This window comes from Intrasporangium sp., assembly GCF_051961875.1.
In the GTDB taxonomy this organism is placed as follows: domain Bacteria; phylum Actinomycetota; class Actinomycetes; order Actinomycetales; family Dermatophilaceae; genus Intrasporangium_A.
In genome coordinates this window covers 52,701-78,523 of record NZ_JBQCCV010000125.1, presented here as the reverse complement: position 1 = coordinate 78,523, position 25,823 = coordinate 52,701, and the positions used below count along the sequence as shown (strand labels likewise).

Annotated in this window: 28 protein-coding genes and 3 tRNA genes; 6 read left to right on the top strand and 25 right to left on the bottom strand. The window is 70.4% G+C overall.

The features are described 5' to 3' along the window. Positions 1 to 65: 65 nt before the first annotated feature. Positions 66 to 1,097, bottom strand: a complete 1,032-nt coding sequence (locus ACTHJJ_RS07510) for a zinc-dependent alcohol dehydrogenase family protein (protein ID WP_440302313.1) — start codon at positions 1,095 to 1,097, stop codon at positions 66 to 68. Positions 1,098 to 1,218: 121 nt separating this feature from the next. Here ACTHJJ_RS07510 and ACTHJJ_RS07505 point away from each other — a divergent pair, with 121 nt between their 5' ends. Then, positions 1,219 to 1,959 carry a DUF981 family protein gene (locus ACTHJJ_RS07505; RefSeq protein WP_440302312.1) on the top strand — a complete coding sequence of 247 codons (741 nt, stop codon included), beginning with the start codon at positions 1,219 to 1,221 and terminating at the stop codon, positions 1,957 to 1,959. A 90-nt stretch (positions 1,960 to 2,049) separates the two neighbouring features. Here the strand turns inward: ACTHJJ_RS07505 and ACTHJJ_RS07500 are convergent, their stop codons facing one another. The 18 genes from ACTHJJ_RS07500 to ACTHJJ_RS07415 all read right to left on the bottom strand — a co-directional run bounded on the left by ACTHJJ_RS07500 (position 2,050) and on the right by ACTHJJ_RS07415 (position 13,265). Beyond that, positions 2,050 to 2,406: a gas vesicle protein K gene (locus tag ACTHJJ_RS07500; RefSeq protein WP_440302311.1), complete on the bottom strand. Its 357-nt coding sequence runs from the start codon at positions 2,404 to 2,406 to the stop codon at positions 2,050 to 2,052. Then, entirely contained in the window at positions 2,403 to 2,654 is a 252-nt protein-coding gene (gene gvpJ / locus ACTHJJ_RS07495; RefSeq protein ID WP_440302310.1) for a gas vesicle protein GvpJ, read from the bottom strand. Before gvpJ (ACTHJJ_RS07495) ends, ACTHJJ_RS07500 begins: the two co-directional genes overlap by 4 nt. Then, positions 2,651 to 3,472 carry a GvpL/GvpF family gas vesicle protein gene (locus tag ACTHJJ_RS07490; RefSeq protein WP_440302309.1) on the bottom strand — a complete coding sequence of 274 codons (822 nt, stop codon included), beginning with the start codon at positions 3,470 to 3,472 and terminating at the stop codon, positions 2,651 to 2,653. Before ACTHJJ_RS07490 ends, gvpJ (ACTHJJ_RS07495) begins: the two co-directional genes overlap by 4 nt. Beyond that, positions 3,469 to 3,912 (bottom strand): gas vesicle protein, encoded by a 444-nt coding sequence (locus ACTHJJ_RS07485; protein ID WP_440302308.1) that lies wholly within the window; start codon positions 3,910 to 3,912, stop codon positions 3,469 to 3,471. Before ACTHJJ_RS07485 ends, ACTHJJ_RS07490 begins: the two co-directional genes overlap by 4 nt. Further along, positions 3,909 to 4,421 (bottom strand): gas vesicle protein GvpO, encoded by a 513-nt coding sequence (gvpO, locus tag ACTHJJ_RS07480; protein WP_440302307.1) that lies wholly within the window; start codon positions 4,419 to 4,421, stop codon positions 3,909 to 3,911. The genes ACTHJJ_RS07485 and gvpO overlap by 4 nt, the downstream gene beginning before the upstream one ends. Beyond that, positions 4,414 to 4,659 carry a gas vesicle protein GvpG gene (locus ACTHJJ_RS07475; RefSeq protein ID WP_440302306.1) on the bottom strand — a complete coding sequence of 82 codons (246 nt, stop codon included), beginning with the start codon at positions 4,657 to 4,659 and terminating at the stop codon, positions 4,414 to 4,416. Before ACTHJJ_RS07475 ends, gvpO begins: the two co-directional genes overlap by 8 nt. Further along, positions 4,650 to 5,459: a GvpL/GvpF family gas vesicle protein gene (locus ACTHJJ_RS07470; protein WP_440302305.1), complete on the bottom strand. Its 810-nt coding sequence runs from the start codon at positions 5,457 to 5,459 to the stop codon at positions 4,650 to 4,652. The genes ACTHJJ_RS07475 and ACTHJJ_RS07470 overlap by 10 nt, the downstream gene beginning before the upstream one ends. Positions 5,460 to 5,467: 8 nt before the next feature. Then, positions 5,468 to 5,860 (bottom strand): gas vesicle protein GvpJ, encoded by a 393-nt coding sequence (gene gvpJ, locus ACTHJJ_RS07465; protein ID WP_440302304.1) that lies wholly within the window; start codon positions 5,858 to 5,860, stop codon positions 5,468 to 5,470. Between the two features lie 46 nt (positions 5,861 to 5,906). Then, positions 5,907 to 7,118, bottom strand: a complete 1,212-nt coding sequence (locus ACTHJJ_RS07460; RefSeq protein ID WP_440302303.1) for an SRPBCC family protein — start codon at positions 7,116 to 7,118, stop codon at positions 5,907 to 5,909. Continuing rightward, positions 7,115 to 7,888 (bottom strand): hypothetical protein, encoded by a 774-nt coding sequence (locus ACTHJJ_RS07455; protein WP_440302302.1) that lies wholly within the window; start codon positions 7,886 to 7,888, stop codon positions 7,115 to 7,117. The genes ACTHJJ_RS07460 and ACTHJJ_RS07455 overlap by 4 nt, the downstream gene beginning before the upstream one ends. Positions 7,889 to 8,099: 211 nt before the next feature. Continuing rightward, positions 8,100 to 8,495 (bottom strand): hypothetical protein, encoded by a 396-nt coding sequence (locus ACTHJJ_RS07450; protein ID WP_440302301.1) that lies wholly within the window; start codon positions 8,493 to 8,495, stop codon positions 8,100 to 8,102. After that, on the bottom strand, positions 8,467 to 8,652 hold the full coding sequence (locus ACTHJJ_RS07445; RefSeq protein ID WP_440302300.1) for a hypothetical protein: 186 nt from the start codon (positions 8,650 to 8,652) through the stop codon (positions 8,467 to 8,469). Before ACTHJJ_RS07445 ends, ACTHJJ_RS07450 begins: the two co-directional genes overlap by 29 nt. A gap of 285 nt (positions 8,653 to 8,937) precedes the next feature. Further along, positions 8,938 to 10,281 (bottom strand): DEAD/DEAH box helicase, encoded by a 1,344-nt coding sequence (locus ACTHJJ_RS07440; protein WP_440302299.1) that lies wholly within the window; start codon positions 10,279 to 10,281, stop codon positions 8,938 to 8,940. 273 nt (positions 10,282 to 10,554) lie between these two features. Next, positions 10,555 to 11,559 carry a GH12 family glycosyl hydrolase domain-containing protein gene (locus ACTHJJ_RS07435; RefSeq protein WP_440302298.1) on the bottom strand — a complete coding sequence of 335 codons (1,005 nt, stop codon included), beginning with the start codon at positions 11,557 to 11,559 and terminating at the stop codon, positions 10,555 to 10,557. Between the two features lie 186 nt (positions 11,560 to 11,745). Further along, positions 11,746 to 11,817, bottom strand: a tRNA-Val gene (locus ACTHJJ_RS07430). 15 nt (positions 11,818 to 11,832) lie between these two features. After that, positions 11,833 to 11,903, bottom strand: a tRNA-Cys gene (locus tag ACTHJJ_RS07425). 22 nt (positions 11,904 to 11,925) lie between these two features. Beyond that, a tRNA-Gly gene (locus tag ACTHJJ_RS07420) sits at positions 11,926 to 11,998 on the bottom strand. A 103-nt stretch (positions 11,999 to 12,101) separates the two neighbouring features. After that, positions 12,102 to 13,265, bottom strand: coding sequence for a YihY/virulence factor BrkB family protein (locus ACTHJJ_RS07415; protein WP_440302297.1), 1,164 nt, complete (start codon positions 13,263 to 13,265; stop codon positions 12,102 to 12,104). A 54-nt stretch (positions 13,266 to 13,319) separates the two neighbouring features. On the opposite strand from ACTHJJ_RS07415, the gene ACTHJJ_RS07410 reads away from it, so the two are divergent. Then, complete coding sequence (locus ACTHJJ_RS07410; protein ID WP_440302296.1) at positions 13,320 to 14,960, top strand: acyl-CoA dehydrogenase family protein; 1,641 nt, start codon at positions 13,320 to 13,322, stop codon at positions 14,958 to 14,960. Between the two features lie 63 nt (positions 14,961 to 15,023). Here the strand turns inward: ACTHJJ_RS07410 and ACTHJJ_RS07405 are convergent, their stop codons facing one another. Both ACTHJJ_RS07405 and ACTHJJ_RS07400 read right to left on the bottom strand, forming a co-directional pair. Further along, a complete protein-coding gene (locus ACTHJJ_RS07405; protein ID WP_440302295.1) occupies positions 15,024 to 15,932 on the bottom strand; it encodes a PPK2 family polyphosphate kinase in 909 nt (302 codons plus the stop codon). A 74-nt stretch (positions 15,933 to 16,006) separates the two neighbouring features. Further along, positions 16,007 to 17,176 (bottom strand): alpha/beta hydrolase family protein, encoded by a 1,170-nt coding sequence (locus ACTHJJ_RS07400; RefSeq protein WP_440302294.1) that lies wholly within the window; start codon positions 17,174 to 17,176, stop codon positions 16,007 to 16,009. Positions 17,177 to 17,385: 209 nt separating this feature from the next. Here ACTHJJ_RS07400 and ACTHJJ_RS07395 point away from each other — a divergent pair, with 209 nt between their 5' ends. From ACTHJJ_RS07395 to ACTHJJ_RS07385, 3 genes are all read left to right on the top strand, one after another. Next, the gene (locus ACTHJJ_RS07395; RefSeq protein WP_440302293.1) at positions 17,386 to 18,711 is read left to right on the top strand and encodes a vWA domain-containing protein; all 1,326 of its coding nucleotides are present in this window, start codon (positions 17,386 to 17,388) and stop codon (positions 18,709 to 18,711) included. A gap of 200 nt (positions 18,712 to 18,911) precedes the next feature. After that, positions 18,912 to 19,337 carry a peptide-methionine (R)-S-oxide reductase MsrB gene (msrB, locus tag ACTHJJ_RS07390; RefSeq protein ID WP_440302292.1) on the top strand — a complete coding sequence of 142 codons (426 nt, stop codon included), beginning with the start codon at positions 18,912 to 18,914 and terminating at the stop codon, positions 19,335 to 19,337. Positions 19,338 to 19,367: 30 nt separating this feature from the next. Next, positions 19,368 to 19,760, top strand: coding sequence for a DUF1707 SHOCT-like domain-containing protein (locus ACTHJJ_RS07385; protein WP_440302291.1), 393 nt, complete (start codon positions 19,368 to 19,370; stop codon positions 19,758 to 19,760). 28 nt (positions 19,761 to 19,788) lie between these two features. On the opposite strand, the gene hemQ is transcribed toward ACTHJJ_RS07385, so the two are convergent. Further along, the gene (hemQ, locus tag ACTHJJ_RS07380; RefSeq protein WP_440302290.1) at positions 19,789 to 20,490 is read right to left on the bottom strand and encodes a hydrogen peroxide-dependent heme synthase; all 702 of its coding nucleotides are present in this window, start codon (positions 20,488 to 20,490) and stop codon (positions 19,789 to 19,791) included. Between the two features lie 43 nt (positions 20,491 to 20,533). Further along, complete coding sequence (gene hemG, locus ACTHJJ_RS07375; RefSeq protein WP_440302289.1) at positions 20,534 to 21,919, bottom strand: protoporphyrinogen oxidase; 1,386 nt, start codon at positions 21,917 to 21,919, stop codon at positions 20,534 to 20,536. Between the two features lie 167 nt (positions 21,920 to 22,086). Here hemG and ACTHJJ_RS07370 point away from each other — a divergent pair, with 167 nt between their 5' ends. Continuing rightward, the gene (locus ACTHJJ_RS07370; RefSeq protein WP_440302288.1) at positions 22,087 to 23,058 is read left to right on the top strand and encodes a DUF4349 domain-containing protein; all 972 of its coding nucleotides are present in this window, start codon (positions 22,087 to 22,089) and stop codon (positions 23,056 to 23,058) included. A gap of 2 nt (positions 23,059 to 23,060) precedes the next feature. On the opposite strand, the gene murJ is transcribed toward ACTHJJ_RS07370, so the two are convergent. Continuing rightward, on the bottom strand, positions 23,061 to 24,734 hold the full coding sequence (gene murJ / locus ACTHJJ_RS07365; RefSeq protein ID WP_440302287.1) for a murein biosynthesis integral membrane protein MurJ: 1,674 nt from the start codon (positions 24,732 to 24,734) through the stop codon (positions 23,061 to 23,063). Further along, on the bottom strand, positions 24,734 to 25,783 hold the full coding sequence (gene hemE, locus ACTHJJ_RS07360; RefSeq protein ID WP_440302286.1) for a uroporphyrinogen decarboxylase: 1,050 nt from the start codon (positions 25,781 to 25,783) through the stop codon (positions 24,734 to 24,736). The genes murJ and hemE overlap by 1 nt, the downstream gene beginning before the upstream one ends. Positions 25,784 to 25,823: the final 40 nt, after the last annotated feature.

Below are 25,823 nucleotides of genomic sequence, written 5' to 3'. Positions count from 1 at the left end.
GCCAGGGCTCGGGGGCTGGGCGGCATACCCCTGATCGGGGGGTATGCCGCGGAGCCGCTCCGCGATCAGTCGGAGGTCGCGTGGCTGAGGACGGCGACCCCGGCGAACCGTCCGTTCGACAGGTCGTCGAGCGCGGCGGGGGCCGCCGCGAAGGGGTAGGTCGTGACGGTGCAGCGGAGGCCCAGCCGCGCGGCGAGGGCGAGGAACTCCTCGCCGTCGCGCCTCGTGTTCGCCGTCACCGACGTCACGGTCCGCTCCCGGAACAGGTGCGCCTGGTAGTCGAGGGTCGGGATGTCGCTCACGTGGATGCCGGCAAGCGCCAGCGTGCCGCCCTGCTCGAGGCCGGCGAGGGCGGTGGGCACGAGGTCCCCCGCGGGCGCGAAGAGGATGGACGCGTCGAGTGGGACCGGCGGCATGCCGTCGGCGGGGCCGGCGGATGTGGCTCCGAGCTCGAGCGCGAGCCGCTGGGCCTCCTCGCCGCGGGTCAGGACGTGCACCTCGGCGCCCTGCGCGAGGGCGAGCTGGGCGGTGAGGTGGGCGCTCGCCCCGAACCCGTAGAGCCCCAGGCGGCCACCGGGCGGCAGACTGGCGCGGCGAAGCGCGCGGTAGCCGATGATGCCGGCGCAGAGCAGCGGGGCCGCCTGCTCGGCCGGAAGGTCGTCCGGGATCCGGTAGGCGTAGGCCTCCGGCACGGTGGTGTAGTCGGCGTAGCCGCCGTCCTCGTCCCAGCCGGTGAATCGTGCTCGGGGACAGAGGTTCTCGCGGCCCGAGCGGCACCATCGGCAGGCACCGCACGTGCTGCGCAGCCAGGGGACGCCGACCCGGTCGCCGGGCGTGAAGCGTGATGTGCTCGGCCCCAGCGCCGCCACCCTGCCGACGACCTCGTGACCTGGCACCACGTGCGGCCGGTGTTCCGGCAGGTCGCCGTCGGTCACATGGAGGTCGGTGCGACAGACCCCGCAGGCCTCGACCGCGACGAGCACTTCTCCCGGGGCGGGCGACGGGACGGGCCGCTGGACACCACGGACGCGGCCGTGGTCCTCGCCGCCCACCGCCTCCCAGGCGCTCATCGACTCGGGCAGACCCGCCGGTGACATGTGTTCAGCCTCGCGTGCCGGTGCGCCACATGTCGAGGGACGGAACGTGGCGGCCCGTGAGGACCGGCCACCAGTGGGCAGATGCATCCCTGGGAGCACTCGACGGAAAGAGGCGATCAATGTGGTGGCCCTCGCAGCCGTGACAGCCCTGCCGGCACTCAAGATCGACTGGGCGAAGATGCCCACCTACAACACCGTCATGGCGGTCGCGGCCGGCGTCGGGCTCTTCAGCCTCGTCCAGTTCGGCCGGGAGCTGGTGGGGGCCCCGGACAGGGTCAGCACCGACGGGTGGGCGCTCAATTTCGGTGTGCTCGGGCTCATCCTGACGATGACCGGGCTGCACATGACCTTGACGTGGCCGCTTGCGGCCGGCGGCTTCCCGTTCGACAACATCATCTTCGGTGAGACGAGCCTGGCCTTCGGCGTGCTGCTGCTCGCCGCGGCTGTCTATCTCTGGTGGCGCGCGGCGCTGCTCTCGGAACCGCGTCAGCTCGTCCTGGGCTGGGCGCGGGTGGCGCGGCCCGTCAGCGCCTTCGTCGGCTTCATGGGCCTGGCACTCATCGCGATCGCGATCGCCGGCATCAAGTACCAACTGTTCGCCGCCCCACCACAGGAGCCGATCTCTGGCCTCTTCGCCTCCTATCCCCTCATCGAGGCGATCTTCATCTCCGCCCTGCTGGCTCTCGTCGGCGTCGGCGCCCTCCTCTTCCCGTTCGCCCTCACCGCGCTGCTCCGCAAGGGCACGCCGACCTCGCTGTTCACCGTCATCGGTTGGTGCTGGGGCATCGCGGGTGTCGTCTTCGCGATCTTCGGGGCGCTCAACTACTTCACCCACATCGGCCTGATCATCAACACGATGTAAGTGTTGGACGGCACCTGGCGCCGGTCGAAGGACCTCGACAGGAGGCTCCGGTGTCTGCCGCACGTGGACCACGGGCCGGGACGGGGCCGGTCAGAGCAGCGTGCCCAGCGGGCCGAGGTCGATGTTCAGATCCTCTGTAGTGAGCCCGTACTGGGCCTTGAGGGCCTCCATGGCCTCCTCCAGATGCATCAGGCCGTTGCCCAGGCCCTCGATCTGCTCCTCGGTCAGGTCGTCCTCATCGATCCGGCGCAGCGCCTGCTTCTCCATCAGCTGCCGGATGAGCTCGATGATGGTCAGGACGAGCTTGAGCAAGTCGCGTTCGACTCCTGCAGCATCGGTGTCCAGGCGCTGCGGCAGGATCATCCGTCCCAGTGCTCCGGCGCCGAGGGCACCTGAGCCCGTGTCGCTGTCGCTGGTGGGTGGCTCGTCCCATGGCCACTTGTTCATCCCCCTGACCCCTTCCTGCTCTCTGCCATCTCGGGGCGCACCGAGCTGATCAGGAGCTGCAGCCGGATCTCCACGAGGTCCACACCCGCGAGCGAGACCACCACATCGCCGGCCACCACGACTCCCGCCCCGAGCAACCGGTCCAGGAGATCGACGAGGCCGATGGGGGCCAGGTCTCGGGCCGGCCTGGGGCGGTCGTGGCCGCCGCCCAGCTCTGCGCTCGCTGACGTGCCGGCGTGGAGCGTCATTGCTCCTCCAACGTGGCGAAGGAGTAGGGAGGCCATGGGCCCCGCGAGTCGATGGACACCTCGGGGTGCTGCTCGGCGAGGCTCGCGACCAGGGCTGCGAAGTCAGCGGCGGCGTCGTCGGGGACCAGGTATGCGGCGTTGAGGACCATGGCACCTTGGTGGCCCGACAGCCGGGGGTCCTGCGCAGGCAGCTGCCGACTTGCCCTGGATCCACCCTTGAGCTGCTCGTGCACGAGGTGCGCGACCTCCGTCGCCCGCGCGTCGACCTCAAGCCGCTGGAGATTCTGGGCCTTCTTGCGCCGGAGGTACTCGGCACCGCTCGCGGGCCGATCGGGCGACCCAGCAAGCCGCTCGTCGCTGCTCGGGCGCGCGAGGACCTTGACGCTCCATTCCCCACATCCGGCCACCCGGTCCAGCACGCGACCGAGATCGGTGGACCACTCCCCGAGGCGGCGCCGGATCGCGTCATCGCTGTGGAAGACGGTGGCCAGCCGCATCGGTGCGGTGGGCGCGCTGACCGATGCCGCCTGGACCCCCGAGTCGTGCAACCGCGCGGTCCTGGCGAGCCAGTCGAAATCCTCGAGGTTCCGACGCAGCGCGTCCTCCCCGAACGAGCTCAACGGCACTGTGCTGACGACGGCGACGAGGCCCTCGTGCGGCACCAGCCGGAGCGGCTGGTCGTCGAAGCCACGCACCTCCTCGAGGTCAGCGGCGCGCAGACCTCGTGAGACGGCGTACATGTAGGTGGCCGTGGCCGGCAGGTCGTCGGACTCACCAACGGGACCCGGGGCGTCGGGAAGTGCCGTCGGCCCAGTCATTCGGCGTCCTCGGATTCTCCGGAACTCTCGGGCTGCGGGACGGTCTGGCCCTCCTCGTCCTCCCCCGAGTCCTCACCGTCGTCCGCACGCCCCTCCAGCTCCGCTATGCGCTCGCGCAGCTGACGGTTCTCCTCGTCGAGACCACGCTCGCGAACGGTCAACATCGGGTCGTGCCGCCACCAGTCGATACCCATCTCCTCTGCCTTGTCGACCGAGACGACCAGGAGGCGCAGCTTGATGGTGAGCAGCTCGATGTCGAGCAGGTTCACACGGATGTCTCCGGCGATGATGATGCCCTTGTCGAGCACGCGCTCGAGGATGTCGGCGAGCGTCGCAGGCTGCGGTCCTTCCAACCGGCTCGGAGCCGTGGGGAAGTAGCCCCGTGCCGGGTCTGTCCCTTGCGGAACCCGCTGCGTGCTCTCCGTCGGGGCGTCCGTCAACTGCGTTCCTCTCCGGCGTTCCCGCGCACGTACCGCGCGACGCGCTGGTAGCCGACCAGCTCACCCTCCGCGTCGAGGGACACCTCGTAGACGGCGAGCACGTCTGTCGTGCTGGGTATCCGCCGCATCTCGAGGGCCTCGATCTCGACCTTCCACGAGTCGCCGTCCCTGCGGATGCCGATGACGCCCTCGAGGTCCTTGCTGGTCAGCTCCACCAACTCCTGCGCTGCTCGCCGTGCGGCCTGCGCGCCGGTCAGAGCACGTCTCTCGTGGTCATGGGAAGGTCGGGCGCTTCGACCGTCCGCGTTCCGGCTCGCCTCTGCATCCCGCTCCGACCCTCTGTCGTGGTCTGCCACGCCGTGCCTGCCGGGCCTGCCCGCGGCCTTGCTGCCTGACTTCGGGCGAACTGCCTTCTTGGCGCGTGGTGCCGATGACGTGCGGGACCGCTCGTGGTCTTCCTCGCTCGGGGCCGCCTCGTCGTGGGCGCCGCTCGGGTCAGCCTCAGCCATGGCCCGTCCTCTCCTGTGCCGCCATCAGCCGCTCGATGAGGTGCTCCTCCATCGCGGTTGCGGTCGCGTCGTCCAGCTCGCCCGTCTGTCGCAAGTGGTTCACGTCCTCGAGCTCGCGCCTGATCGCGGCAGGGTCGTAGTAGACGTCCTCTGCCTGCCTACGGATCTGCTCGGCCACAGCGACGACTCCCCGCAGTGGGGCGAGCGGCAGTGTCAGGATCCCGGTGATCAGTCCCATGAGGCGTCTCCCACGAAGTCGAACGGCGCGAGTGGCCCGAGCAGTGTCATCTCGATCGTCTCGTGCACTGCCTCCGCAAGCTCCTCGAGGCCGCCCACGAACTCATCGGACCGGTCCCTGTCCACGAGCAGTGCCACATCCAGGACCTGGGTCGCGGACGGGAGGGCCCGTACTCGGTGGGCAGCGGCGAGCGGGACCACGACGTCCATCAACAGGTTCGCGTCATGGGTGCTGCGCTCCTCCAGAGCGCGGGAGACCAGCTCACCGAGACGGACCCGTTCCCGGTACGACACCTCTTCGGGCACGTCCTTGGTCCGCTCCCTGAGCTCGCGGATCTCAGGGCTGCCGGCGACGACGTCGGCCAGCACTGCGTCTTCGACGGGGACGGCCCGCAGGTTGAACTGCTGATGTCCACGCAGGCTGGCGAGCAGCGCGGTGAACTGCTCGCGCCGCGGCAGCACCAACTCCGCCACCAGTCGCTCCAGGTCAGGCATGACCGTGCCGAAACGCACGGGCACAACCGGCCACTCCTCGGCCAGGTCACGGAGGACGGACTCGTAGGCCAGAAGGTCGGCGCGGCGGCTCGGCGGTCGATCTGGATCGACCACCGAGACCGCCGTTGCCAGGTCACCGAACAGCACGAACTGCACCGGCTGGTCGGCGACTCCGATGAGGTCGGGAGCAGGGGGGCCGCTGGTCCCAGAGGCGTCTGCAGCGCACAGGACCGCATAGACGAACAGCTCTCCGTCTTGGTCCGCGCGAAGAGGTGATCCCCCGAGGACAACCGGTTCGCTCGACATGTGCGGCCTCAGTGTGATTCCTCTGCTTGCTTCTTGGACGTCCGCCTACCCTCATCGTCGCCGTGCCCGCGAAGGGCCCGCTTGACCCCTTCCACGGCACCTTGTGTCTTGCCCGAAGCCCCGCCGCGCTGCAGGTCCTGGACCATCTCGCCGAGGTCCTTGCCACCCTTCTCATACAGGTCGAGCCGGTTGGTCGCCTCGGCGAACCGAAGGTAGGTGTCGACGCTTGCGATGACGATCCGAGCGTCAATGGTGAGCAGTTCGATGCCGACCAACGAGACCCGGACGTAGGCGTCGATGACGATGCCCTTGTCGAGGATGATGTCGATGACGTCCGCGAGCCCGCTTGGAGCCGGGCGAGTCAGATATCCGCCGCCGCGTCGTTGTGCCTGGACCGTCATAGCTCAGCCTCCCCGTTGCCTGCGCGCGTCATGATCACGACCTTTCTCATCTGGCAGGCTGTCGCCGCCGTGGGCGCCGCTGCTGCGAGCCCTCGTCCTGGGTGGTGGAGCCTTCCTGACGGCTTCCACCCGCGTTCTGTCCGTTTGCCCCCTCCGAACCGGCCGGTTCCTCGTCGCCGGCGGCCTCGCCCTGGTCGGAGTCCTCGTCCTCGTACTCGTCCTCGGGCGCAGCCGACTCCTCGTCGTACTCCTCATCCTGGTCGGAGCCCTCGTCCTCGTACTCGTCCTCCGGGGCGCCCGAGTCTTCCTCGCCCGAGTCCTCGTCGTACTCCTCGCCCTGGTCGGCGTCCTCGTCCTCGTACTCGTCCTCGGGCGCGGCCGACTCCTCGTCGTACTCCTCGTCGCCGCCGTCCCCCTGCTCTTGCTCCTGCTCCTGCTGTTCTTCCTCGGCCACGGCATCCTCGTGGGACGTGACGACCTCGCCGTCCTCGATGGTGCCGCGCCAGCCCTCGAGCTCCTCCGGATCGAGGATGGTCCGGGTCATGACGTGCCTCTGGAAGTGCTTCAGCTCGACGCGTGTACGCCGACCCTGGGCCCGCCACAGGTTCCCGGTCCGTTCGAAGAGACCCTGGGGGTAGTACTCGAGGACCACGATGATCCGAGTCAGGTCGGGGGTGAGCTCGTGGAACGTCACCGCCCCGTCCGGATGGCCCTTCGGCCCCTTGGAGCGCCAGACGATGCGCTCATCCGGCACCTGCTCGAGGATCGTGGCCTCCCACTCCCGGTGCGACCAGAAGATCTGCGCCTTCCAGTCGAGCTTGGTGTCCTCCTTGGCGTCGACGTTCTCCACCTTCTTCATGAAGGAGGGGAATGCGCCGAACTCGGTCCACTGGTCGTAGGCGACGCGGACCGGCACACCGACGTCGATCACCTCGACGATGTTGGTCGCCTTGGTGGCCTTGGGCGACTTCCTGGAGCCGCCTCCTGACTCGGAGCCTCCGCCCAGCCCGGAGATCTTGTCCTTGATCGCCGAGGCCGCACCCTTCAGTGCGCCCCCGATCGGGCTCTTCCCCTCGGCCACCGCCTTGCCTGCGCCGAGGGCGGACTTCGCGCTGGTGTTGCCGGTCGCCACGTCCTCGAGCCGGTCGGTCAGACTGGTGACCCGGTCACCGACGGAGCCCACTGCTCGCTGGCCGAGGGTCTTCATCAGGTCACCGGTTGCCGACTTCAGTCGGGCACTGCCCGGGTTCGGAGTCATGACCCTGACCTCCCTGCTCGTGTACGGGGTGCCGGCGACCGCTTGCCGGACCTGCCGGGCATGCCCTTGGCGGCCTTTGCGGCCTTCGCCGCAGTCTTCTTGGTCGAGGGGGTCGACTGTGAAGGGGAGCCGCCGAAGCCCGATCCCGACGAGCCGCTCTGCCCGGCACGGTCACCCTCGTCGCTGTCCGCGCGACCGCCGGCGGCTTCGTCCGTCTCCTCGGACTCGTCCTGGTCCCCCATCTGGTCGGTCTCGTCCCGGCCGCCCATCCGGTCGTCCGCCTCGTCAGACTCCTCCTCGTCCCCCATCCGTTCGTCGGCCTGTTGCTCGGGCTGCTCCTCCGCCTCGTCGCCTTCGGCCTGCCCTTTCTGCGACTCCGCTTCCGGACCCCGCCCGCGCCCCGGGAGCGACTTCGTCAGAGTGTCGATCGGTGAACCCGATTCGCCACCCTGCTCCTCGCCCTCGCCGGCCCCCGACTTCTGCCGGGGCTGGATCGACTTCGTCAGCGCCTCGACCCTCGTCGCCACAGCGACGAGCGCAGCCTCGCGGGCGACGTCGACGAGCCGGCCCGTGAGCTGGCTCTGCAACGCCTTGAGCTGTGGATTGCCTTCGAGGAGCTTCGAGCCCTGTGCCAGCAGGTCCTCTCGGTTGTTCACGAGCCGCTGGCCGGCGAGCATGCTCCCCAGGGTCAGGGCGAGGCGGAACTTCTTGGTGCGTCCGAGCAGGTATCCACCCAACACTCCGACGACGATCTTAGTTTGTGCAGCCATGTGCCCAAGCCGCGATGCGTCCGTTCTGGGCGGCACGTCGCGGCCACCTCCTTCGCGATCCCGGGTACCCCCTCTCCAAGGTCATGAAACCCTGAAGGGTTGGTAAAGCCCGGTCATCCAGGACGTGCTTGTGGACCCGTACGGAGCACGGATCGGCATGGGTACGGACGTCCGTCAGCGAGCGAAGCGACGGCCGACGGACGGGTGTGGTTCAGCCCAGATGCAGCCGCCGCCGGACCCTGGTCGTCCATCTGGGCCGGAGCGTCTCCGAGATGGCTGTGCTCGCGCCGCTCGCCGCGTCCGCCGTGGCGTCGACACTCCGTCCCGCCGAGCGGCGGGCCGAGCGGGTGATGCGGCGGGCTGAATCCTCCAGACCCTCCACGGGGTGCCGTGCGGCACGGGGCACGACAAGGCGCCCGGCAAGCTGCATCAGTCGTCTGGCCAGGGCGAGGACGGGGATGCCCAAGGGCAGCAGGATGACGGTGACGCAAAGAAGGAGCCCCACCAGTGCGAGCAGGCCGGAGAGCAGCCCGAGCAGGCTCGCCGCGGCCCAGCGCAACGTCTTCATGAGCCGCGCCTCAGGCAGGTCCCAGCAGCGCTGTGACACGCCGCATCATTCCGACGCTCGGGTAGGCGTCGTCCTGCATCTTCTCCATGAGCACTGCTACGTACGCCGCAACCTCATCGGGCTGAAGCAGCTCCTCGATGAGGTCCATCATCATGCCCGAGGGGTAGAGATCCTCGGCAACCTTCTCCAGCAGCATGTCCAAGAGTCGCGCCCGAGAGTCCGTCTGCCCGTCGTTCGCCATCATTCACCTCCGGTGCCCAGTTTCCTTTGGCGGGCCCCTTACCCCCTCGGGCCGGAGGTCATTCAGACCTGCGATGGACCTGTGCTCCTGACGTCAGCGTCGGCCGCGGCGGCCGGCTCGGTTGCCCTGCGGCGAGACAGTGGCACCAACGGAGCGGCCTGACCCGCCGGAGCTGGTCGAGTAGACGGTCGAGGACCCTGTCCGGGGACTGTCGCCGCCGCCGCTCCGCCCGCGGCGAGGTTACCGTTGCCTGGCTGCTTGGTCGGACTGCGTGCCCGCGCCAGCAGCTCGTCCGCGCCCGCCGCCAGCACCACCCCGGCCGCCGGCGCCCCGTCCAGTGCCCCGCCGACCGACGGCTCCCTGCCTGGGGCCGCCGTCGGACTGAACCGGCTCGCGAACGAGGCCACCGGCATAGCTGCGCTCCCCCGGTGCCAGCTCGGACAGAATGGGGTGGCCCGGCTGCACACGGGTCGTCGTCGGCTTGATGCCCGCCTTGCGGGTCAGGTCACGCACGTCCCGGACCTGGTCGTCGAGCATCATCGTGACGACCGTTCCCTCGGCGCCGGCCCGGGCCGTCCGGCCGGACCGGTGCAGGTACGCCTTGTGCTCGACCGGCGGGTCGGCGTGGATGACGAGGGAGACGTCGTCGACGTGGATGCCCCGAGCCGCGATGTCGGTCGCGACGAGAGTCTGCGCGCGGCCCGAATGGAAGTCGTCCATGTTGCGGGTTCGGGCGCCCTGGCTGAGGTTGCCGTGCAGCTCGACCGCCGGCACTCCGGAAGCGTTCAGCTGCCGGGCGAGCTTCTTGGCGCGGTGCTTTGTCCGGGTGAAGACCACCTTGCGGCCGGGTGCGGCGGCGAGGTCGACGATGACGGGCAGGTGCGAGTCGGGCGACACATGGAGCACGTGGTGCTCCATGGTGGAGACGGGTGACTGCGCGGAATCGGCCTCATGCGTCACGGGATTCGTGAGGAAACGCTTGACGAGGACGTTGATGGCGCCGTCGAGCGTGGCCGAGAAGAGGAGCCGCTGCCCGGAACGGGGGGTCTTGTCCATGATCCGGCGTACCCCGGGCAGGAAGCCGAGGTCGGCCATGTGGTCGGCCTCGTCGAGGATCGTGATCTCGACGGCGTCGAGCGAGACGTGCCCCTGGCCCATGAGGTCCTCGAGGCGGCCGGGGCAGGCGACGACGATGTCGACGCCCGCGCGCAGGCCCTGGATCTGAGGGTTCTGGCCGACTCCGCCGAAGACGGTCTGCGACTTCAGGCCGAAGGGCTTCGCAAGGGGGGCGAGCGCGGTCTCGATCTGGGTGACGAGCTCACGGGTGGGCGCGAGGATGAGGGCCCGGGGCCGCTGCGGCCGACGCTTCTGGGCCGACTGCGAGAGCCGGGTCACCAGGGGCAGCAGGAAGGCGTAGGTCTTGCCGGAGCCGGTCCGGCCGCGGCCCAGGACGTCGCGCCCGGCGAGCGAGTCGGGCAGCGTCGCCGCCTGGATGGGGGTGGGGGCGGTGATGCCCTTGTCGGCAAGGATGGTGACGAGTGCGGCGGGCACCCCGAGGGCGGGGAAGGTGGTGTCAGTGGACACAGGTGGTGAACTCCAAGGGAAAAGGGTCGTTCTGCCCGGCGCGAAGGCCTCGTCTGTGAGGGTCGCGGCGCAAGAGCGAATCGACTGGAACGGGAGCGATGGGTCCCGCCACGAAGAGGCGACCCGAGGCAGAACTGGCGGGCCGCTGGCTGAAGCCTAGTCGAAGCCGGGGCGTTTTCGGGACACGGGCGGCGCGAGCACTTCAGGAAACAGCCCCTGACCGGCAGTTCCGCGGGTCAGGGGCTGTTCCCAGGAAGGGTGGTCAGGACCGGGTCAGCGATCGGTGATTGAGAAGTCGGTGAAGTTCCAGGTTGCCTTGCTGCCGCCGGTGTCGACGACCTCGACCCCGTAACCGACCTGGTCCACCGTCGAGGTCGCGGGCAGGCGACCCTGTGCGACGAGCCACTGGAGCATCGCCTTGAGGTCGACGGTTCCGGACGTGAGGACCTTGCCTCCGCTGGGGACGAAGGCGATGTAGCCGTTCCCGGAGGTGGCGTAGACGTCCCAGCTCACCCCGGAGATGGTCACTGTGGTGAACTTCGAGCCGGCGGGGTACTGCTTGTGGTTCTCGGTCCAGACCATCACCTCGTCGTTGGGGACGCCGTTGAGCCACATGTCATACGCGACGTTGTAGATACCGCTGTTCGGGGAGACCTGGGCGAACGTCGACGTGAGCTGCGTGAAGCTGTTGATCGTCCGGCCGGAGTAGTCCTTGTGGACGTTCGGGTAGGTCTTGACCTCGCCGGTGCCGCTGGCGTTGCTCGCGTACGCGGTGTGGTTCCAGGAGTGGTAGGAGCAGACCTCCGTGGAGCCCGTGGTCCCCGGGTACTTCGCGGCGTTCCACAAGTTGTTGTGCACGTAGTAGCCACCGTCGGAGACCCCGCCGTTGGCATCGCTCGTCTTGTAGTACGGGTTGGTGCAGACCTGTCCCGGGACTGAGCTCGTCGTGGGTACCGGCGCCGTCGTGGTCGTCGTGGGTGCCGGCGCCGTCGTGGTCGTCGTGGTCGTGGGTGCGGGCGCCGTCGTGGTCGTGGTGGGTGCCGGCGCCGTCGTGGTCGTCGTGGGCGCGGGCGCGGGCGCCGTCGTGGTCGTCGTCGGCGCCGGGCACTTCTTCGCCGGATGGCACGTCTTCTGCGCCATCAGGGCGGCGCCGACTGACGTCGCCGACGGGGCGTCGGCTCTCGGCGCGCCCTGGCATCCAGACAGAACCAGGGCGGCTAGCAACGTCGCCCCGCCTGCCGCTCCGATCCGCTTGATCATGTGGTGCTGCTTGTTCATAGTTTCCTTGAATCGGTTCATTTCTTGCCGACTCGGTTGATCCAGTTGTCCGCTCGCGCCGTGCACTCGGGCGGAAACCACCGCAGCGCCAGCGGCGACACGAGCCCGGATCAATCGAGACGACCAAAAAAATGAACCGCCCCTGAGCCGCGTTGTCGCAGATCAGGGGCGGTTCAATTCGTAACGTGGGCGATACTGGGTTTGAACCAGTGACCTCTTCCGTGTCAAGGAAGCGCGCTACCACTGCGCCAATCGCCCGGGGTTGTGACCGAGAGGTGGAGACGGGATTTGAACCCGTGTACGCGGCTTTGCAGGCCGCTGCCTCGCCTCTCGGCCACTCCACCGTTGAAGGCAAGTTGCCCTCCGAGCGGACGACCGGGCTCGAACCGGCGACCTCAACCTTGGCAAGGTTGCGCTCTACCAACTGAGCTACGTCCGCACGAACACCAACCGTGTAACTTCCCGCTCGGTGCTTGGTAGACATTAGCGGATCACTCCATGATCCACAAAACCGGCCTCGGACGGCGGCTCGGACGGTCGAATCAGTCCCTGTCAGAGCCGAGCCCGTGCCGCAGTTCGCGCTCGATCGCCTCCGCCAGGGCCGAGCGCTCACGGTGCTCGAACTGCTGCTCCCGGGCCCGTTGCACGTCCTCGGTATCCGCCTCCTCCTCGCCTCTCTCGGCGGCGGTTTCGCCCATCGTCGAGCCCCGCGCATCCTCGACCGGAGCCTCGGTGACGCCCTCGGCGGCCTCGTCGCCCCGGGCGAGGAGGTTCTCCGCCCCGTCCCGCGCCCAAGCCATGATCCGGCGCCCCGCCCCGTCGCGCAGCGTCACCGGCCAGAGCACCCGAGTGGCGGCGTTGAGGCCGGCGCCGATGAGGATGGCGATGGCGAGGACATAGAGCCAGATGAGCAGGACGATCGGCGTGCTCAGCGGGCCATAGATCGACGCCCCGCCGAGAGATGCCTCGATCGAGATCCGCACCACCACCGACGCGACGATCCAGATCGCGAAGGCCAGCACCGCTCCCGGGATGTTGCGCCACCATGGCGCCCGCCGCGGTGTGGCGATGTGGTAGATCGTCGTCAGGGTCGCGATGGTGAGGACCAGGACGAGCGGCCAGTAGGCGACGGTGACGAGGCGGACCTTCTCCGGTAGCCAGCCGCCGATGATCTCCGGGCCCAGGAGCGCGAGCGGCATGATGATGACCGCCACGACGACCCCGACCGAGTAGAGCGAGAGCGACAGCGCCCTGGTGCGGATGATCCCGCGGACCCCGCTCTGGCCGTACATGATCGAGATGGTGTCGACGAAGACGTTGAGCGCCCGGGAGCCTGACCACAGCGAGAGCAGGAAGCCGACCGAGATGAGGTCGGCCCGTCCCGTGTGGAGCACGTCGTCGACGGTCGGCAGGAGCAGCTGGTCGATGGTCTCCTGCGAGAGGAACTGGGCGGCATACGTGCTGACGGCCTCCACGACGCGCTCGACGGTGTCCGGGCCGAGGAGGGAACCGATGTAGCCGACCCCGCCGAAGAGCCCGAGGACGAGGGGCGGCAGCGACAGAAGCATGAAGAAGGCCGCTTCCGAGGCGAGGCCGGTGACGCGGTAGCGCAGGCAGGCGCGGACCGTCTCCAGGGTGAGGCGCGCCGTGGTCATCGCCCCGGGCACGTGGACGAGGGCCCTGCGGACCCGCCTCTTGACCTCCATCACCGCTGAGGCTATCCGGGTCAGGACGTGACACCGACGACCTAGGCTCGGGTCGTGCGCACGCATCTCGTCTCCAACCAGGTCCCGCCCTTCGTCGGGCACCACCTGCTCGAGCAGGACCGGCCCCTCGCCGAGGCGGTGGAGCGGTGGGTCGAACCTTCTGACATCGACGGCCTGCGCAAGCTCGGCCGGCTGGGCGGCACCGCGGAGGCGCTGGAGCACGGTCGGCTCGCGGAGGCCAACCCGCCGATCCTGCGGACGCACGACGCCAGGGGCAACCGGATCGACGAGGTGGAGTTCCACCCCTCGTGGCACTGGCTCATGGGCCAGGCGGTCGGCGCCGGTCTGACGGCAGAGCCGTGGACGGCGTCCCCGGGCACCGCGGCTCACGCGCGGCGCTCCGCCGGCTTCCTCATCTGGTCACGCGTCGAGGCGGGCCACGGCTGCCCCATCTCGATGACGTATGCCGCTGGGTCGGCCCTCCGGCATGACGCACGCCTCGCCTCGGTCTGGCTCCCCAAGCTCGCGAGCCGTGAGTACGACTTCGGGATCCGGCCCGTCGCGGACAAGGAGGGCGCGATCTCCGGGATGGGGATGACCGAGAAGCAGGGCGGCAGCGACGTGCGGGCCAATACGACGCAGGCCGTGCCGATCGAGGGCGGCCCCCTCGCCGGCGACACCTACCGGCTGCGCGGTCACAAGTGGTTCTGCTCGGCCCCGATGAGTGACGTCTTCCTCGTCCTCGCCCAGGCGCCCGGTGGGCTCACCTGTTTCGTCGTGCCGCGCGCGCTCGACGACGGCACGCGCAACCCCTTCGCGATCCAACGCCTCAAGGACAAGCTGGGCAACCACTCGAACGCCTCGAGCGAGGTCGAGCTCGACGGCACGTGGGGCAGCCGCCTGGGCCCAGAGGGGCGCGGCGTGCGCACCATCATCGACATGGTCGGTGCCACGCGGCTCGACTGCATCCTCGGGTCCACATCCACGATGCGCGACGCCCTGGCCCGAGCCCTCCACCACGCCCGCCACCGACAGGCGTTCGGCCGGGCCCTCGTCGACCAGCCGCTCATGCGCAACGTGCTCGCCGACCTTGCCCTCGAGGCCGAGGCGGCGACCGTCCTCGCACTCCGGCTCGCCCACGCCGTCGACAACGGCGAGAGCGACCTGGTCCGGCTCGGGGTCGCGGTCGGCAAGTTCTGGGTCTGCAAACGGACCGCCCCCATGGTCGCCGAGGCCCTCGAGTGCCTCGGCGGCAACGGCTACGTCGAGGAGAACGGCCTGGCCCGGCTCTACCGTGAGGCGCCGCTCAACTCCATCTGGGAGGGGTCCGGCAACGTCAACGCCCTCGACGTCATCCGCGCCGTCACTCGCGAACCGGCCAGCCTCGAGGCGCTGACGAAGGAGCTGCACGTCGTGCGGGGCCGCAGCGCGGAGCTCGACGAGTTCACCGACTCCGTTCTGCTGCAGGCTCGTTCGCTCGACGCGGACTCGCCGTCGGCCGCCTTCGTGGCACGTTCGGTCGTCGAAGGACTGGCGCTCGCGTTTCAGGCGGCCCTCCTCGTCGAGCACTCCCCCGGTCCGGTCGCCGACGCGTTCCTCGCGAGCCGGGTCTCCGGGCGACGCGGCGGCACCTTCGGTTCCCTGCCGGTCGACCTGGCAGGCGCCGTCGGCCCGATTATCGACCGGGCCGGCTGACCCCGCCTGAACCGACCTGAACCCGCTTGAGCCGACCCGGCCGACGCGCCCGACCGCAGCCGCTCAGGTGGCGGCGAGACGCGCCTTCTCCGCGGCGACGTCGAAGTCCGCGGGCGGCCAGGTCGGGTCCATCTCTCGGAGGGTCTCGAGGAGCAGCTGCTGGACCGCGAGCCGCGCGTACCACTTGTGGTCGGCCGGGACGACATACCAGGGAGCGGTGTCCGTCGAGCACCGCGCCAGCGCGGCCTGGTATGCGTCCATGTACTCGTCCCAGTGCTTCCGCTCGTCGACGTCACCGGGGTTGTACTTGTAATACTTGTCCGGGCGGTCGAGCCGCTCCATGAGCCGCGCCTTCTGCTCGGCGTTCGACAGATGCAGCATGACCTTGACGATCGTCGTGCCCGCGTCGACGACCTCGCGCTCGAACCGGTTGATGGTGTCGTAGCGGGTCGACCACTCCTCCTCGGGGACGAGGTCGTGCACCCGGACGATGAGGACGTCCTCGTAGTGGGAGCGGTCGAAGACACCGAGCTGGCCGGCGGCCGGCAGGGCGTTGCGGATCCGCCAGAGGAAGTCGTGCGCGCGCTCCTCCTGGGTGGGCGCCTTGAACGCGGTCGCCTCGACGCCCTCGGGGTTGACTGCGACGACATGCCGCATCACGCCCCCCTTGCCCGACGTGTCCATCCCCTGCACGACGAGCAGGATCGCCCGCTTCGAGCCGCCCGTCGACTCCGCATAGAGCCGCTCGAGCAGCTCGGACAGCTCTTCCTCGGCCCGGGCCAGGTCCTGCTTGCCGTCCCGCTTCCCACCGTCGTAGTTGGGCGTGGCTCCGGCGTCCACCTCGTCCAGCGCGAAGCCGTCGCCGACCCGGAGGGCCTCCCTGAAGCCGCCCAGCCGGCCCGGCCCATCCGCCGGAACCGACCCGTGTCGATCGCCCGTCCTGGCCCGGTCCTTGCCCTTGGTCTTCCCCATGTCTCGCCATCCTGCCGTGCGGTCGACGTCGTGTCCTGCGGACGCGGCACGGCGGCTCCCCGATGCGCTGCGGCTCAGAGCTCGGAGAGGAACTCCCCCACGACGCGCTCCCATCGTTCGGGGTCGTAGTTCCACTCCCGACAGTGCCGGGCGATCTCCCAGCGCTCGAAGCGGACGATATCCGGCCGCCTCCGGGCGAGCTCCGCCGCCGGTCCGATCGGCACGAAGTCGTCCCCGTCCGAGTGCATGACGAGCATGGGCCGGTCGAGCTCCGCCGAGCGGCGCACCCAGTCCGTTCTACCCACGTCGATCGGCTCTCGGATCCCGACGAGGCCGCCGGCCCGCGACATCCCCATCAGGGCCGTCGTCACCCCCACGAGCCACCCGGGCACCCGCTGGAGGTGCGCGTGGTGCCGCATGACCGCGGCCCAGTCCACGACCGCCGAGTCGAGGACGACGCCGGCGATGCGGTCCGCCAGGGCCGAGTTGTCGAGTACCTGCAGCGCGATCGCCCCGCCCATCGACCAGCCGAAGAGGACGACACGCCGAGCCCCCCGGCGCACCGCGTGGCGCAGCGCGGCGTCGACGTCGCGCCACTCGGACAGCCCGAGGGTATAGCGGCCGTCGGGCCCCCGCGGGGCGTCCCGGTCGTTGCGGTAGCCGACGACGAGGGAGGTCACGCCCTGCCGGCGCAGCACTGGGACGGCCCGCAGCGTCTCCTCCTTGCGGGCCCCGCGCCCGTGCACCAGGACCGCCCACGTGCCGGTCGCCCGCCCGGACTCGGGTCGGACGATCCAGGCGGGCACCGGTCCGAGCTCGGTGAGGATCATCGCATCCTCGTCCGGGATGCCCATGCTCATGCGAGGACGGTCCCAGTACCAGTACTGGTCCCAACGGGCCGGCCCTGGGCGCACCCGTCCGCGGTCGACGCCGAGCAGCTCCCTCGTCACCGACCCCCCGTCGAGACGGAGGATCTGCCCGAGGCGGGCATGCCCCGCACCTCCGTCGAGCCAGAGCCCGTAGCGACCGGGCACGATCGTCTCCGGGGTCAACCCGAGCGTCACCTCACGGCCGCGACAGGCGAGGACGACCACGTCGTCGGGCTGCTCCTCGTCCGGAGTCAGGACCTTCCGCGCGAAGTAGGCACCTGCCGCGAGCGAGCCGCCCGCGGCCCCGACGAGTGCACTACCGCCGGCGACCCCCGCCACGAGGAGGGGCCGTGAGACGAGCTTCGGCAGCGGCACGCCTCATCCTCTCAGGAGGGCGTGCCGCGTCGAGGGGACATTCCGGACGTATCAGGACGCTCCCAGCCGGCTCTCATGGACAGAAGCCGCCACCGAAGGCACCTTCTCCGGGCCACCCGGCCCGGGCCTGCCGTCCGCGCTCGCGGGCCATTGTGGGCCTGCATGGGCGTGCGGTCGTCCATCGTCACTCCACTCGGAGGTTCCGCATCATGCCAACCACGCTGCGCCGCAGTCTCCTCGCCGTCATCGCGACAGCACTGCTGGGGACTGCTCCGTCGATCGCCACGGCGGGTGTGCGCCCGTCGACCGTCGACGAACACCTCGACCCCGGCACCAGCATCCACGTCACGAAGACCATCTCCACACCGGCGATCCCGCCCCGTCCCGACGTCGTCCTCGTCGTCGACTCGACGGGCAGCATGGGTCCGGCCATCGCGAACGTCCAGTCCGAGATGAAGACGATCGTCTCGACGGTCAAGGCAGAGCAGGCAGACGCCCAGTTCGCCGTGGTCGACTACAAGGACGTGGTCGACGGGGCGGGCGTCTTCCGCGTCCGGACGGACCTCACGGACAACCCGACCACCGCGCAGGCGGCGGTCAACGGGATCTCCGCCGGTGGCGGCGGCGACCTGCCCGAGGCGCAGCTGAACGCGCTGTGGCAGATCGGCAGCGGCGGAGGCGCGATCACCTTCCGGCCCGGCTCGTCTCGGGTCGTCGTCTGGTTCGGTGACGCGAGCGGCCACGACCCGAGCCTCGGGCACACGCTGGCTGACGCCATCGCGTCGCTGCAGGGAGTGAGCGCCAGGGTCGTCGCGATCAGCGTCAACTCGGGAAGCGGCGACGGTCTCAACGGGACCGGTCAGGCGACCGCCATCACGTCTGCCACGGGAGGGCGGTTCTTCTCCTCCGTCTCTGCGACTGGTCTCTCCACGGCCATCCTCGAGGGCCTCACGAACCTGCCCGCGACGGTCACGGCCGAGACCGTCTGCTCGCCCGGACTGACCCTGGGCTTCAGCCCGGCTCTGCCCCAGACGGTCACGAGCGGCGCCGACGTCGTGCTCGGCGAGACGATCTCGGTGGCAGCGGACGCTCCCCAGGGCAGCACCCTCACCTGCACCACCCGCTTCAAGATCAACGGTGCCGACGCGGGTGACGACTTCGTGCAGACCGTCTCGATCGGAGTCAACGACGTGACCCCGCCGACGGTGGCCTGCGGCCCCGGTGTCAACCCGGCCGGCAAGACGCCCGCGGGCTGGCAGCAGGCCGGCTTCTTCCAGCTGGTCGCGGACGACAACCTGGGCGAGGTCACGGTCAGCATCCGCGACAACGGGACGGGCACGACCTTCGGCCCGTACGCCGCCGGGACCTACTTCAAGCTGACGCAGGCACCCGGTGCCTCGACCTCGACGACGACCCCGTTCAGCGGCGCGGTCGACTGGCACTTCACCTTCCGGGGCGATGCCACGCTGACGGCCACGGACCCTGCCGGCAACACCGCCACCACGACGTGCACGGTGCCGCCGAAGCAGAAGTGACCGCTAGGAGGCAGGGACCCTCCGACGGACCCTGAGGGACCACGCCACTGGTGGGAGGTCCGCGGACCACGAGGCCCGCGGACCTCTCGGTCGTCTGAGGACGTCTCAGCGCGTCTCAGGGCCTCTCAGGCTGACTCGGGCCGCCCGGCGCCCCACCGCGGCCGGGGCACAAATCGGAGCGGCTCGGCGTTGCCCATGACATGGGCGACGAATCGCAGAAGACCTATGGGCTGAACCTCACCGAGGACCAGTGGCGGCAGCGCCTCACCCCGCAGGAGTTCCACGTGCTCCGGCAGGCCGGGACCGAGGCCCCGTTCCGGGGCGAGTACACGGACACGAAGACGGCCGGGGTCTACTCCTGCCGTGCCTGCGGGTCGGAGCTGTTCCGGAGCGACACGAAGTTCGAGTCGCACTGCGGCTGGCCGTCCTTCTACTCCCCGCTGGCAGGTGACCGCGTCGAGTACCTCGAGGACATCTCGCACGGGATGCGCCGCGTCGAGGTGCGATGCGCGAACTGTGGCTCCCACCTGGGCCACGTCTTCGAGGGCGAGGGGTACGACACCCCGACCGACCAGCGCTACTGCATCAACTCGATCAGCCTACGGCTCGCCCCCGACACCGTGTAGGCACGCCGCACGGGCGGATAGGGTGCGCGCATGAGTGACGGGGAGATCCGCATCGGCCACGAGGAGCGCGAGGCCGCCAAGCGCCTGCTCAAGGAGCACTTCGACGCAGGGCGGCTCGACGCAGACGAGTACGAGGACCGCCGCGGCCGCGCCGGTGACGCCGTCACGAGGGCCGACCTCGACGGGCTCTTCACCGACCTGCCCCACCCGGCCGACCGACTACCCGTCGAGAACCGGTCGGCGACGCCAGCCGCGACCTCGGAGGAGGTCAAGGACCCGTGGGCGGCCCGTCGTGGCGCCCTCATGGGCCTGATCTCGTTCGGCGCGGTCGCCCTCTTCTTCGTGACCCACCAGTGGCAGTGGTTCCTGCTCATCCCCCTGGCCGCAATGGTCTGGACGCTCTTCACCGGCCGCGACAAGTAGCGGGCCGGCGAAGAGGCCATCCGGGGACTCAGCGGAGCGTGGCGACGAGCTCGTCGGGCGTGACGCGGGGCCCGGTGAAGAAGGGGATCTCCTCGCGGACGTGGAGGCGGGCGCGGGCCGCGCGCAGCTCACGCATGAGGTCGACGATGCGGTGCAGCTCGTCCGCCTCGAAGGCGAGGAGCCACTCGTAGTCGCCGAGTGCGAAGGCCGCGATCGTGTTGGCCCGCACGTCGGGGTACTCGCGCGCCATCCGGCCGTGCTCGACGAGCAGGTCACGCCGCTCGGCGTCGTCCAGGAGGTACCAGTCGTAGGACCGGACGAACGGGTAGACGCAGACGTACTTGCGGACCCTCTCGTCGGCCATGAACGCCGGGATGTGGCTCTTGTTGAACTCGGCCGGCCGGTGCAGGGCCGCCGAGGACCAGACCGGCTCGAGCGTCTCGCCGAGGCCGGTGCGCAGCAGCCCACGGTAGGCCGCCTGCAGCTGCTCGATCGTCTCCGCGTGCCACCACACCATGAAGTCGGCGTCACCACGCAGGCCCGCGACGTCGTAGAGACCCCGGACGGTGACGCCCTCCCCCTCGACCTTCTCGAGGAAGGCCTGGAACTCTGCCACGATCGTCTCGCGGTCCTCGCCGAGGGGGGCAACGGAGCCGAACACCGACCACATCGAGTAGCGGATGGTGTCGTTGATCTCGCGCATCTGGGAAGGGGTCAACCGGTCACTCATGTCCCCCATCATCACCCCCGACGTCGGTCGGCTCCCAATCGGGTCATCCGGTGAGCAGCCGGCGGGCTGCCGCTCGCCCGGACCCGATGCACGCAGGGATCCCGACCCCGTCGTATGCCGCCCCGCTTGCTTCCAGCGTGGGTGGCAGGCCCGCTCGTACCTCGCCGACGAGCCCGCGGTGCCCGACGCCGTACTGCGGCAGGCCGCCGCCCCAGCGCTGGACGTGCACGTCGACGGGGGCGGGCAGGGCGACGCCGAGGACGTGGCCGAGGTCGGCGAGCGCCAGGCGCGCCAGCTCGGCGTCGGGTCGCTGCAGCGTCGCCTCCTCCCCGTGCCGACCGAGCGAGGCCCGGACGAAGGTGAGGTCCGGCCGTGTCTCGGCGAGCCACGGCCACTTGACCGAGCTGAACGTCGAGGCCTTGATCGAGAGCGGCTCGGTCGGTGGCACGAGGAACCCGCTGCTGCCGGCGAACGGCTCGTCGACCGGTCCGGGGAAGGCGAAGGTGACGATCGCCATCGAGGCGTAGTCGATCCTCGAGAGCGGGGCCGCCGCGTCGGGCGCGACGGTCCGGAGTAGCCGGGCGGCCGGTGCGCCGGGAGTGGCGACGAGGACCCGGTCGAAGGTCCAGCTCACCTCGTCGATCGTCGGCCCGGTCGTGAGGGTCCAGGCGCCCGGACCGCCGCTCAGCCGGCGGACCATCGTCCCCAGGTGGATCTCGACGCCCTTGGCGACCAGCGCCTCGGCGAGCAGGCCCGGCAGCGAGCCGAGCCCGCCCTGGAGCGTGGCGAACACCGGACGCGGGTCGGCCGTGGCGCCCTGCGACGGCGCGACCGCCTCACGCGCGGCCTCGAGGAGGGACGTCCCGGCCAGCCCAGCGGCATACAGGCTGGGGACGGCCGACTCGGCGGAGATGGCGCGGGAGTGACCGGCGTACACGCCCGCCAGGAGTGGCTCGACGAGCTTGTCCGTGACCGCGGGACCGAGCCGCTCCTCGACGAGTCGGCCGATCGCCACATCCCCGCCGGTGGGGCCGGTGATGACCTCGTGGCGGGCCCGCTCCACCTCCGCGGGGCTGAGCAGCCCGGAGACGGAGTCGGGGTCGGCGGGGATGCCCATGAGGGTCCCCTTCGGCATCGGCCAACGCGCGCCGCCGGACACGATGGAGGCACCGACGGGTGCGGGGTGGGTGAGCCGGTCGCCCAGACCGAGCTCCTTGATGAGCTGGACGGCCTCGGGACGTCGAAAGAGGACCGACTCTGCGCCGACGTCGACGAGCGCCCCCGCCACAGGGGCCCGTCGGAGCCGACCCCCGAGCTGCGGGGATCCCTCGAAGACGGTGACCGACGTGCCGGGGTCGGCCTGGACCAGCTCCCAAGCCGCCGCGAGCCCGCTGATCCCACCACCGACGACCCCAACACGCAGACTCATGTCGCCACTCTTTCACCCGGGCCCGGGCAACGATCGAGCCGCCCTCGGTGTCTGCACGGGTGAAGGGCCGCCACAGGGCGCCCGGGGATGGAGGCAGGACGATGACCGTCATCCGTCGAGGTCCGAGCGGTTTGCCCCGCTCGCGCGCAACATGGGCGGCGGCGGTGGTGGTGCTCGTCGCAGTCGCGTTCGTCATCGGGCTGCAGTTCCGGGTGGGCTCGGATGCGAGCAGCGCCGGCAGCAGTAGCGGTTCCGCCCCAGCGCTGCGGCAGCCTGCACTGGGTGGGGGCGCGGGCCAGGAGGGCGCGCCGGGGACCACTGGCGATGTGACGAAACCGGGGCCGACCCTCTCGCAAGGGTCGGCGAACGGTGCGGCCGCGGCTCCCGTGGTCGGACCCAAGCTGGCGCGCTCCGCCTGGCTCGGCATCAAGGTGACCGATCTCGTTGCGGCGAGCGGCAGCGTCCGGTCGGTCACCGCCGCGGCTGGTGGACAGGTGCTCTCGGAGAACGTCGTCACGGCACCCGACCCGACCGGCGGGCCGCCGGCAAGTGAGTCCGGGGCGGGTGTGTCGGTGCCGGCGGTCGCCGTGAACGAGGCACGCCTCACGGTCCGGGTTCCCGCCGAGAAGCTGGACGGTGTCGTGGCGGAGCTGTCCCGGATCGGCACGGTCTCGTACCGGTCCTCGGAGAGCGAGGACCTGACGGACAGCTACGTCGACACGTCGGCGCGGATCGGTCCCATGCGTGACGCCGTCGCGCAGGCCCGCGCCCTGCTGGTCAAGGCCACCAACGTGTCGCAGATCATCGCGATCGAGAACGAGGTGACCCGGCGACAGGCGGACCTTGACTCGCTCGAGAGTCGGCTCGCGACGCTGGAGCGGCGCACCACGACGTCGGACGTGACGGTGAGCCTCTGGACGAGCGCGACCCAGCCCGCGCCGGCCACGAGCGGCTTCGTCGCCCAGCTGCACGCGGCCTGGACCGCCATGCTCGACTCGCTCGCCGTCATCGTCACCGGCCTCGCGGTGCTGCTCCCCTGGCTCGTCCTGCTGCTCGTCGCCGGCGTGCTCGGGCGTCGCTGGTGGGTGCGCCGCCGCGCCACCGCCCCTGGTCCGGCTGCCGGGAATCCCGCGGACTGACGCTATTGCCGGGTGCGGACGGTCTTGCGGCGGGCGAGTGCGGCCACCTCACGGACCTCGGGGACCTGCAGGACCGCCGCGGCGCCGAGGTAGACCACGACGAACACGAGTCCGGCCAGCGCCAGCACGAGGCCGTTGCCGAAGACCCGCTGCCACGTGCTCATCTCGGCGAGGTCGCCGACGATGGGCGAGACAACGGCGAAGGCCCCACCGCCGAGGAGGGCGGCGGCGACGGCCGCGACACCGATCCGGGCTGTCGACACCAGGACCTGCGTCAGGCCGAGCGGGCCGAGGCGGCGCCTGAGCAGCACCAGGCCGGTCCCCGAGCTGAGCACGTTGCCCACGGTCATGCCCGCGGCCACGATGCCCAGCGCCCACTGGGGTGGCGCGAGGTAGGTCAGCACGCCGGCGACGGCAGTCGCGCCGGTCAGGACGACCTGCATGAGGAGAGGGGCCCGGCCGTCGTCGAGGGCGAAGAAGGTCCGGTAGCAGAGCAGGTCGATGCCGAACGGGATGATGCCGAGGACCATGACCGTCAGGGCATAGCCGCCGAGCTCGATCGACACCGTGTCGATGCCGGGGTTGAGCAGCGCGACGAGCGGCCGCGCGCAGATGATCATGAAGACCATGACCGGCAGGTTCGCAACGAGCGGCAGCGTCAGGCCCCGGCGGAAGTCGCGGAGCAGGGCGGGCGTGTCTCCATCGGCCGCGTCACGGGAGAGGCGGGGGAAGAGCGCCGTGATGATCGAGACCGCGATGAAGGCGTGCGGCAGCATGAAGATCGTGAAGGCCACCTGGTAGAGCAGTGGCCCGCGGATCGGGTGGCTCGCCGTGCCGAATCCCGCGGCGTGGTTGAGGACCGCGGTGTTGATGAAGAAGCCGAGCTGCGACACCGCCAGGCCGCCGAAGGCCCAGAGGGCGAGCCGGCTCACCCCGCCCAGCCCGACGCCGCGCAGGCCCCACCGCGGCCGGTATGTGAACCCGGCGCGGCGCAGCGCCGGGACGAGCCAGAGCGCCTGGGCGACCACCGACAGCGTGGCCGTGCCGGCGAAGAGCCAGATCATCCCGCCGGTCCACGCCTCGGGCGGCCGCGGCAGGCGCCGCCCACCGCCGTCGACCTGGTGCGGGTCCGGGTAGATGACCATGAAGACGACGAGCCCCGCGATCGCGACGACGTTCGCCACGAACGGCGCCCAGGCGAAGGCCCCGAACCGCTCACGGGCGTTGAGGATCTGCCCGAGCAGGGCATACACGCCGTAGAAGAAGACCTGCGGCAGGCACATCAGGGTGAAGGCCAGCGCCAGGCTGCTGAACTGCGGGCCCCGGTCCCCGCTCAGGAGCCAGACGAAGAAGCCGGCACCGAGCATGATGACGCCGGTCAGGACGGCCATCCCGGTGAGGGCCACCGTGATGACCCGGTCCGTGAACTCCTGGCCACCGTCCTCGAGCTTCATGGCCCGCGACAGCGCCGGGACGAGGACGGCGTTGAGGATGCCGCCCGCGGCGAGTAGGTAGAGGACGTTGGGCAGGGTGTTGGCGAGCCCAAAGGCGTCACCGGCGGCGAGGGTGCCGATGATCGCCGTCATCAGCGCCCCGCGCACGACGCCCAGGGCGCGTGACGCGAAGGAGCCGCCGACCATGACGAGGCTCGATCGGGCGAGGGACCCGCCGGCCATCAGCGCGTGGACACCTCGTGGACGAGCTCGGTGACGCGGGTGAGGACGTCCGGGTCGACGTCCGGCAGGACTCCATGGCCGAGGTTGAAGATGTGGCCGGGGGTGCGCCGTCCCTGCTCGACGATGTCGACGACGATGTCGCGCAGCACGTCCCAGGGCGCGAAGAGCAGCGCCGGGTCGAGGTTGCCCTGCACCGCGTGGTCGGGCCCGATCCGGTCGCTCGCGTCCGTGAGACTGACCCGGTAGTCGACGCCGACGACCTCGGCGCCCGTGGCGCCCATGAGCGGGAGCAGCTCGCCGGTGCCGACGCCGAAGTGGATCCGCGGGACGTCGAGGTCGGCGACGGCCGCGAGCGCCTTGGCCGAGTGCGGCTGGACGTAGCGGCTGTAGTCGGCCCGCGACAGCGCCCCGACCCAGGAGTCGAAGAGCTGGACCACGCTCGCGCCGGCCTCTGCCTGGACACGCAGGAACGCGCCGGAGATCTGGGCCAGCCGATCGCAGAGCGCGTGCCACAGGTCGGGGTCGCCGTGCATCAGCGCCTTGGTGCGGACGTGGTTCTTCGACGGCCCGCCCTCCACGAGGTAGGACGCGAGCGTGAACGGTGCCCCGGCGAACCCGATGAGCGGGGTGTCGCCGAGCTCGGCGACGAGGAGCCGGACCGCGTCGGTGATGTACGGGACGTGCTCACTCGTCAGCTCCGGCAGCCGGTCGAGGTCGGCGCGCGAGCGGATCGGCTCGGCGACGACCGGACCCACGCCGGCGACGATGTCGAGGTCGAGTCCCACCGCCTTGAGCGGCACGACGATGTCGCTGAAGAAGATCGCCGCGTCGACGCCGTGGCGCCGGACCGGTTGGACGGTGATCTCCGCGACGAGCTCGGGGCGCGTACAGGCCTCGAGCATCGTGGTCCCCTCGCGGACGGCCCGGTACTCGGGCAGGGACCGTCCGGCCTGACGCATGAACCAGACCGGCGTCCGCGACACCGGCTCGCGGCGGGCTGCACGCACGAGGTCGCTGGACCGGGTACGAGGAGGGGCTAGTGAGGGCACCGCCTCATCCTGCCACGCGCGGGGAGCGCACCGAGCCACC

Coding starts and splice junctions, on each gene's coding strand:
- ACTHJJ_RS07470 (WP_440302305.1), bottom strand. CDS start 5,459: ATGTCGAGCGAACCGGTTGTCCTCGGGGGATCACCTCTTCGCGCGGAC.
- ACTHJJ_RS07435 (WP_440302298.1), bottom strand. CDS start 11,559: ATGAACAAGCAGCACCACATGATCAAGCGGATCGGAGCGGCAGGCGGG.
- ACTHJJ_RS07460 (WP_440302303.1), bottom strand. CDS start 7,118: ATGACTCCGAACCCGGGCAGTGCCCGACTGAAGTCGGCAACCGGTGAC.
- hemQ (WP_440302290.1), bottom strand. CDS start 20,490: ATGAGTGACCGGTTGACCCCTTCCCAGATGCGCGAGATCAACGACACC.
- gvpJ (WP_440302304.1), bottom strand. CDS start 5,860: ATGACGGTCCAGGCACAACGACGCGGCGGCGGATATCTGACTCGCCCG.
- ACTHJJ_RS07405 (WP_440302295.1), bottom strand. CDS start 15,932: ATGGGGAAGACCAAGGGCAAGGACCGGGCCAGGACGGGCGATCGACAC.
- ACTHJJ_RS07415 (WP_440302297.1), bottom strand. CDS start 13,265: ATGGAGGTCAAGAGGCGGGTCCGCAGGGCCCTCGTCCACGTGCCCGGG.
- ACTHJJ_RS07490 (WP_440302309.1), bottom strand. CDS start 3,472: ATGACTGGGCCGACGGCACTTCCCGACGCCCCGGGTCCCGTTGGTGAG.
- hemG (WP_440302289.1), bottom strand. CDS start 21,919: ATGAGTCTGCGTGTTGGGGTCGTCGGTGGTGGGATCAGCGGGCTCGCG.
- ACTHJJ_RS07510 (WP_440302313.1), bottom strand. CDS start 1,097: ATGTCACCGGCGGGTCTGCCCGAGTCGATGAGCGCCTGGGAGGCGGTG.
- gvpO (WP_440302307.1), bottom strand. CDS start 4,421: ATGGCTGAGGCTGACCCGAGCGGCGCCCACGACGAGGCGGCCCCGAGC.
- ACTHJJ_RS07475 (WP_440302306.1), bottom strand. CDS start 4,659: ATGGGACTGATCACCGGGATCCTGACACTGCCGCTCGCCCCACTGCGG.
- murJ (WP_440302287.1), bottom strand. CDS start 24,734: ATGGCCGGCGGGTCCCTCGCCCGATCGAGCCTCGTCATGGTCGGCGGC.
- gvpJ (WP_440302310.1), bottom strand. CDS start 2,654: ATGACGCTCCACGCCGGCACGTCAGCGAGCGCAGAGCTGGGCGGCGGC.
- ACTHJJ_RS07445 (WP_440302300.1), bottom strand. CDS start 8,652: ATGCTGCTGGAGAAGGTTGCCGAGGATCTCTACCCCTCGGGCATGATG.
- ACTHJJ_RS07385 (WP_440302291.1), top strand. CDS start 19,368: ATGAGTGACGGGGAGATCCGCATCGGCCACGAGGAGCGCGAGGCCGCC.
- ACTHJJ_RS07500 (WP_440302311.1), bottom strand. CDS start 2,406: ATGAACAAGTGGCCATGGGACGAGCCACCCACCAGCGACAGCGACACG.
- msrB (WP_440302292.1), top strand. CDS start 18,912: ATGGGCGACGAATCGCAGAAGACCTATGGGCTGAACCTCACCGAGGAC.
- ACTHJJ_RS07455 (WP_440302302.1), bottom strand. CDS start 7,888: ATGGCTGCACAAACTAAGATCGTCGTCGGAGTGTTGGGTGGATACCTG.
- ACTHJJ_RS07395 (WP_440302293.1), top strand. CDS start 17,386: ATGCCAACCACGCTGCGCCGCAGTCTCCTCGCCGTCATCGCGACAGCA.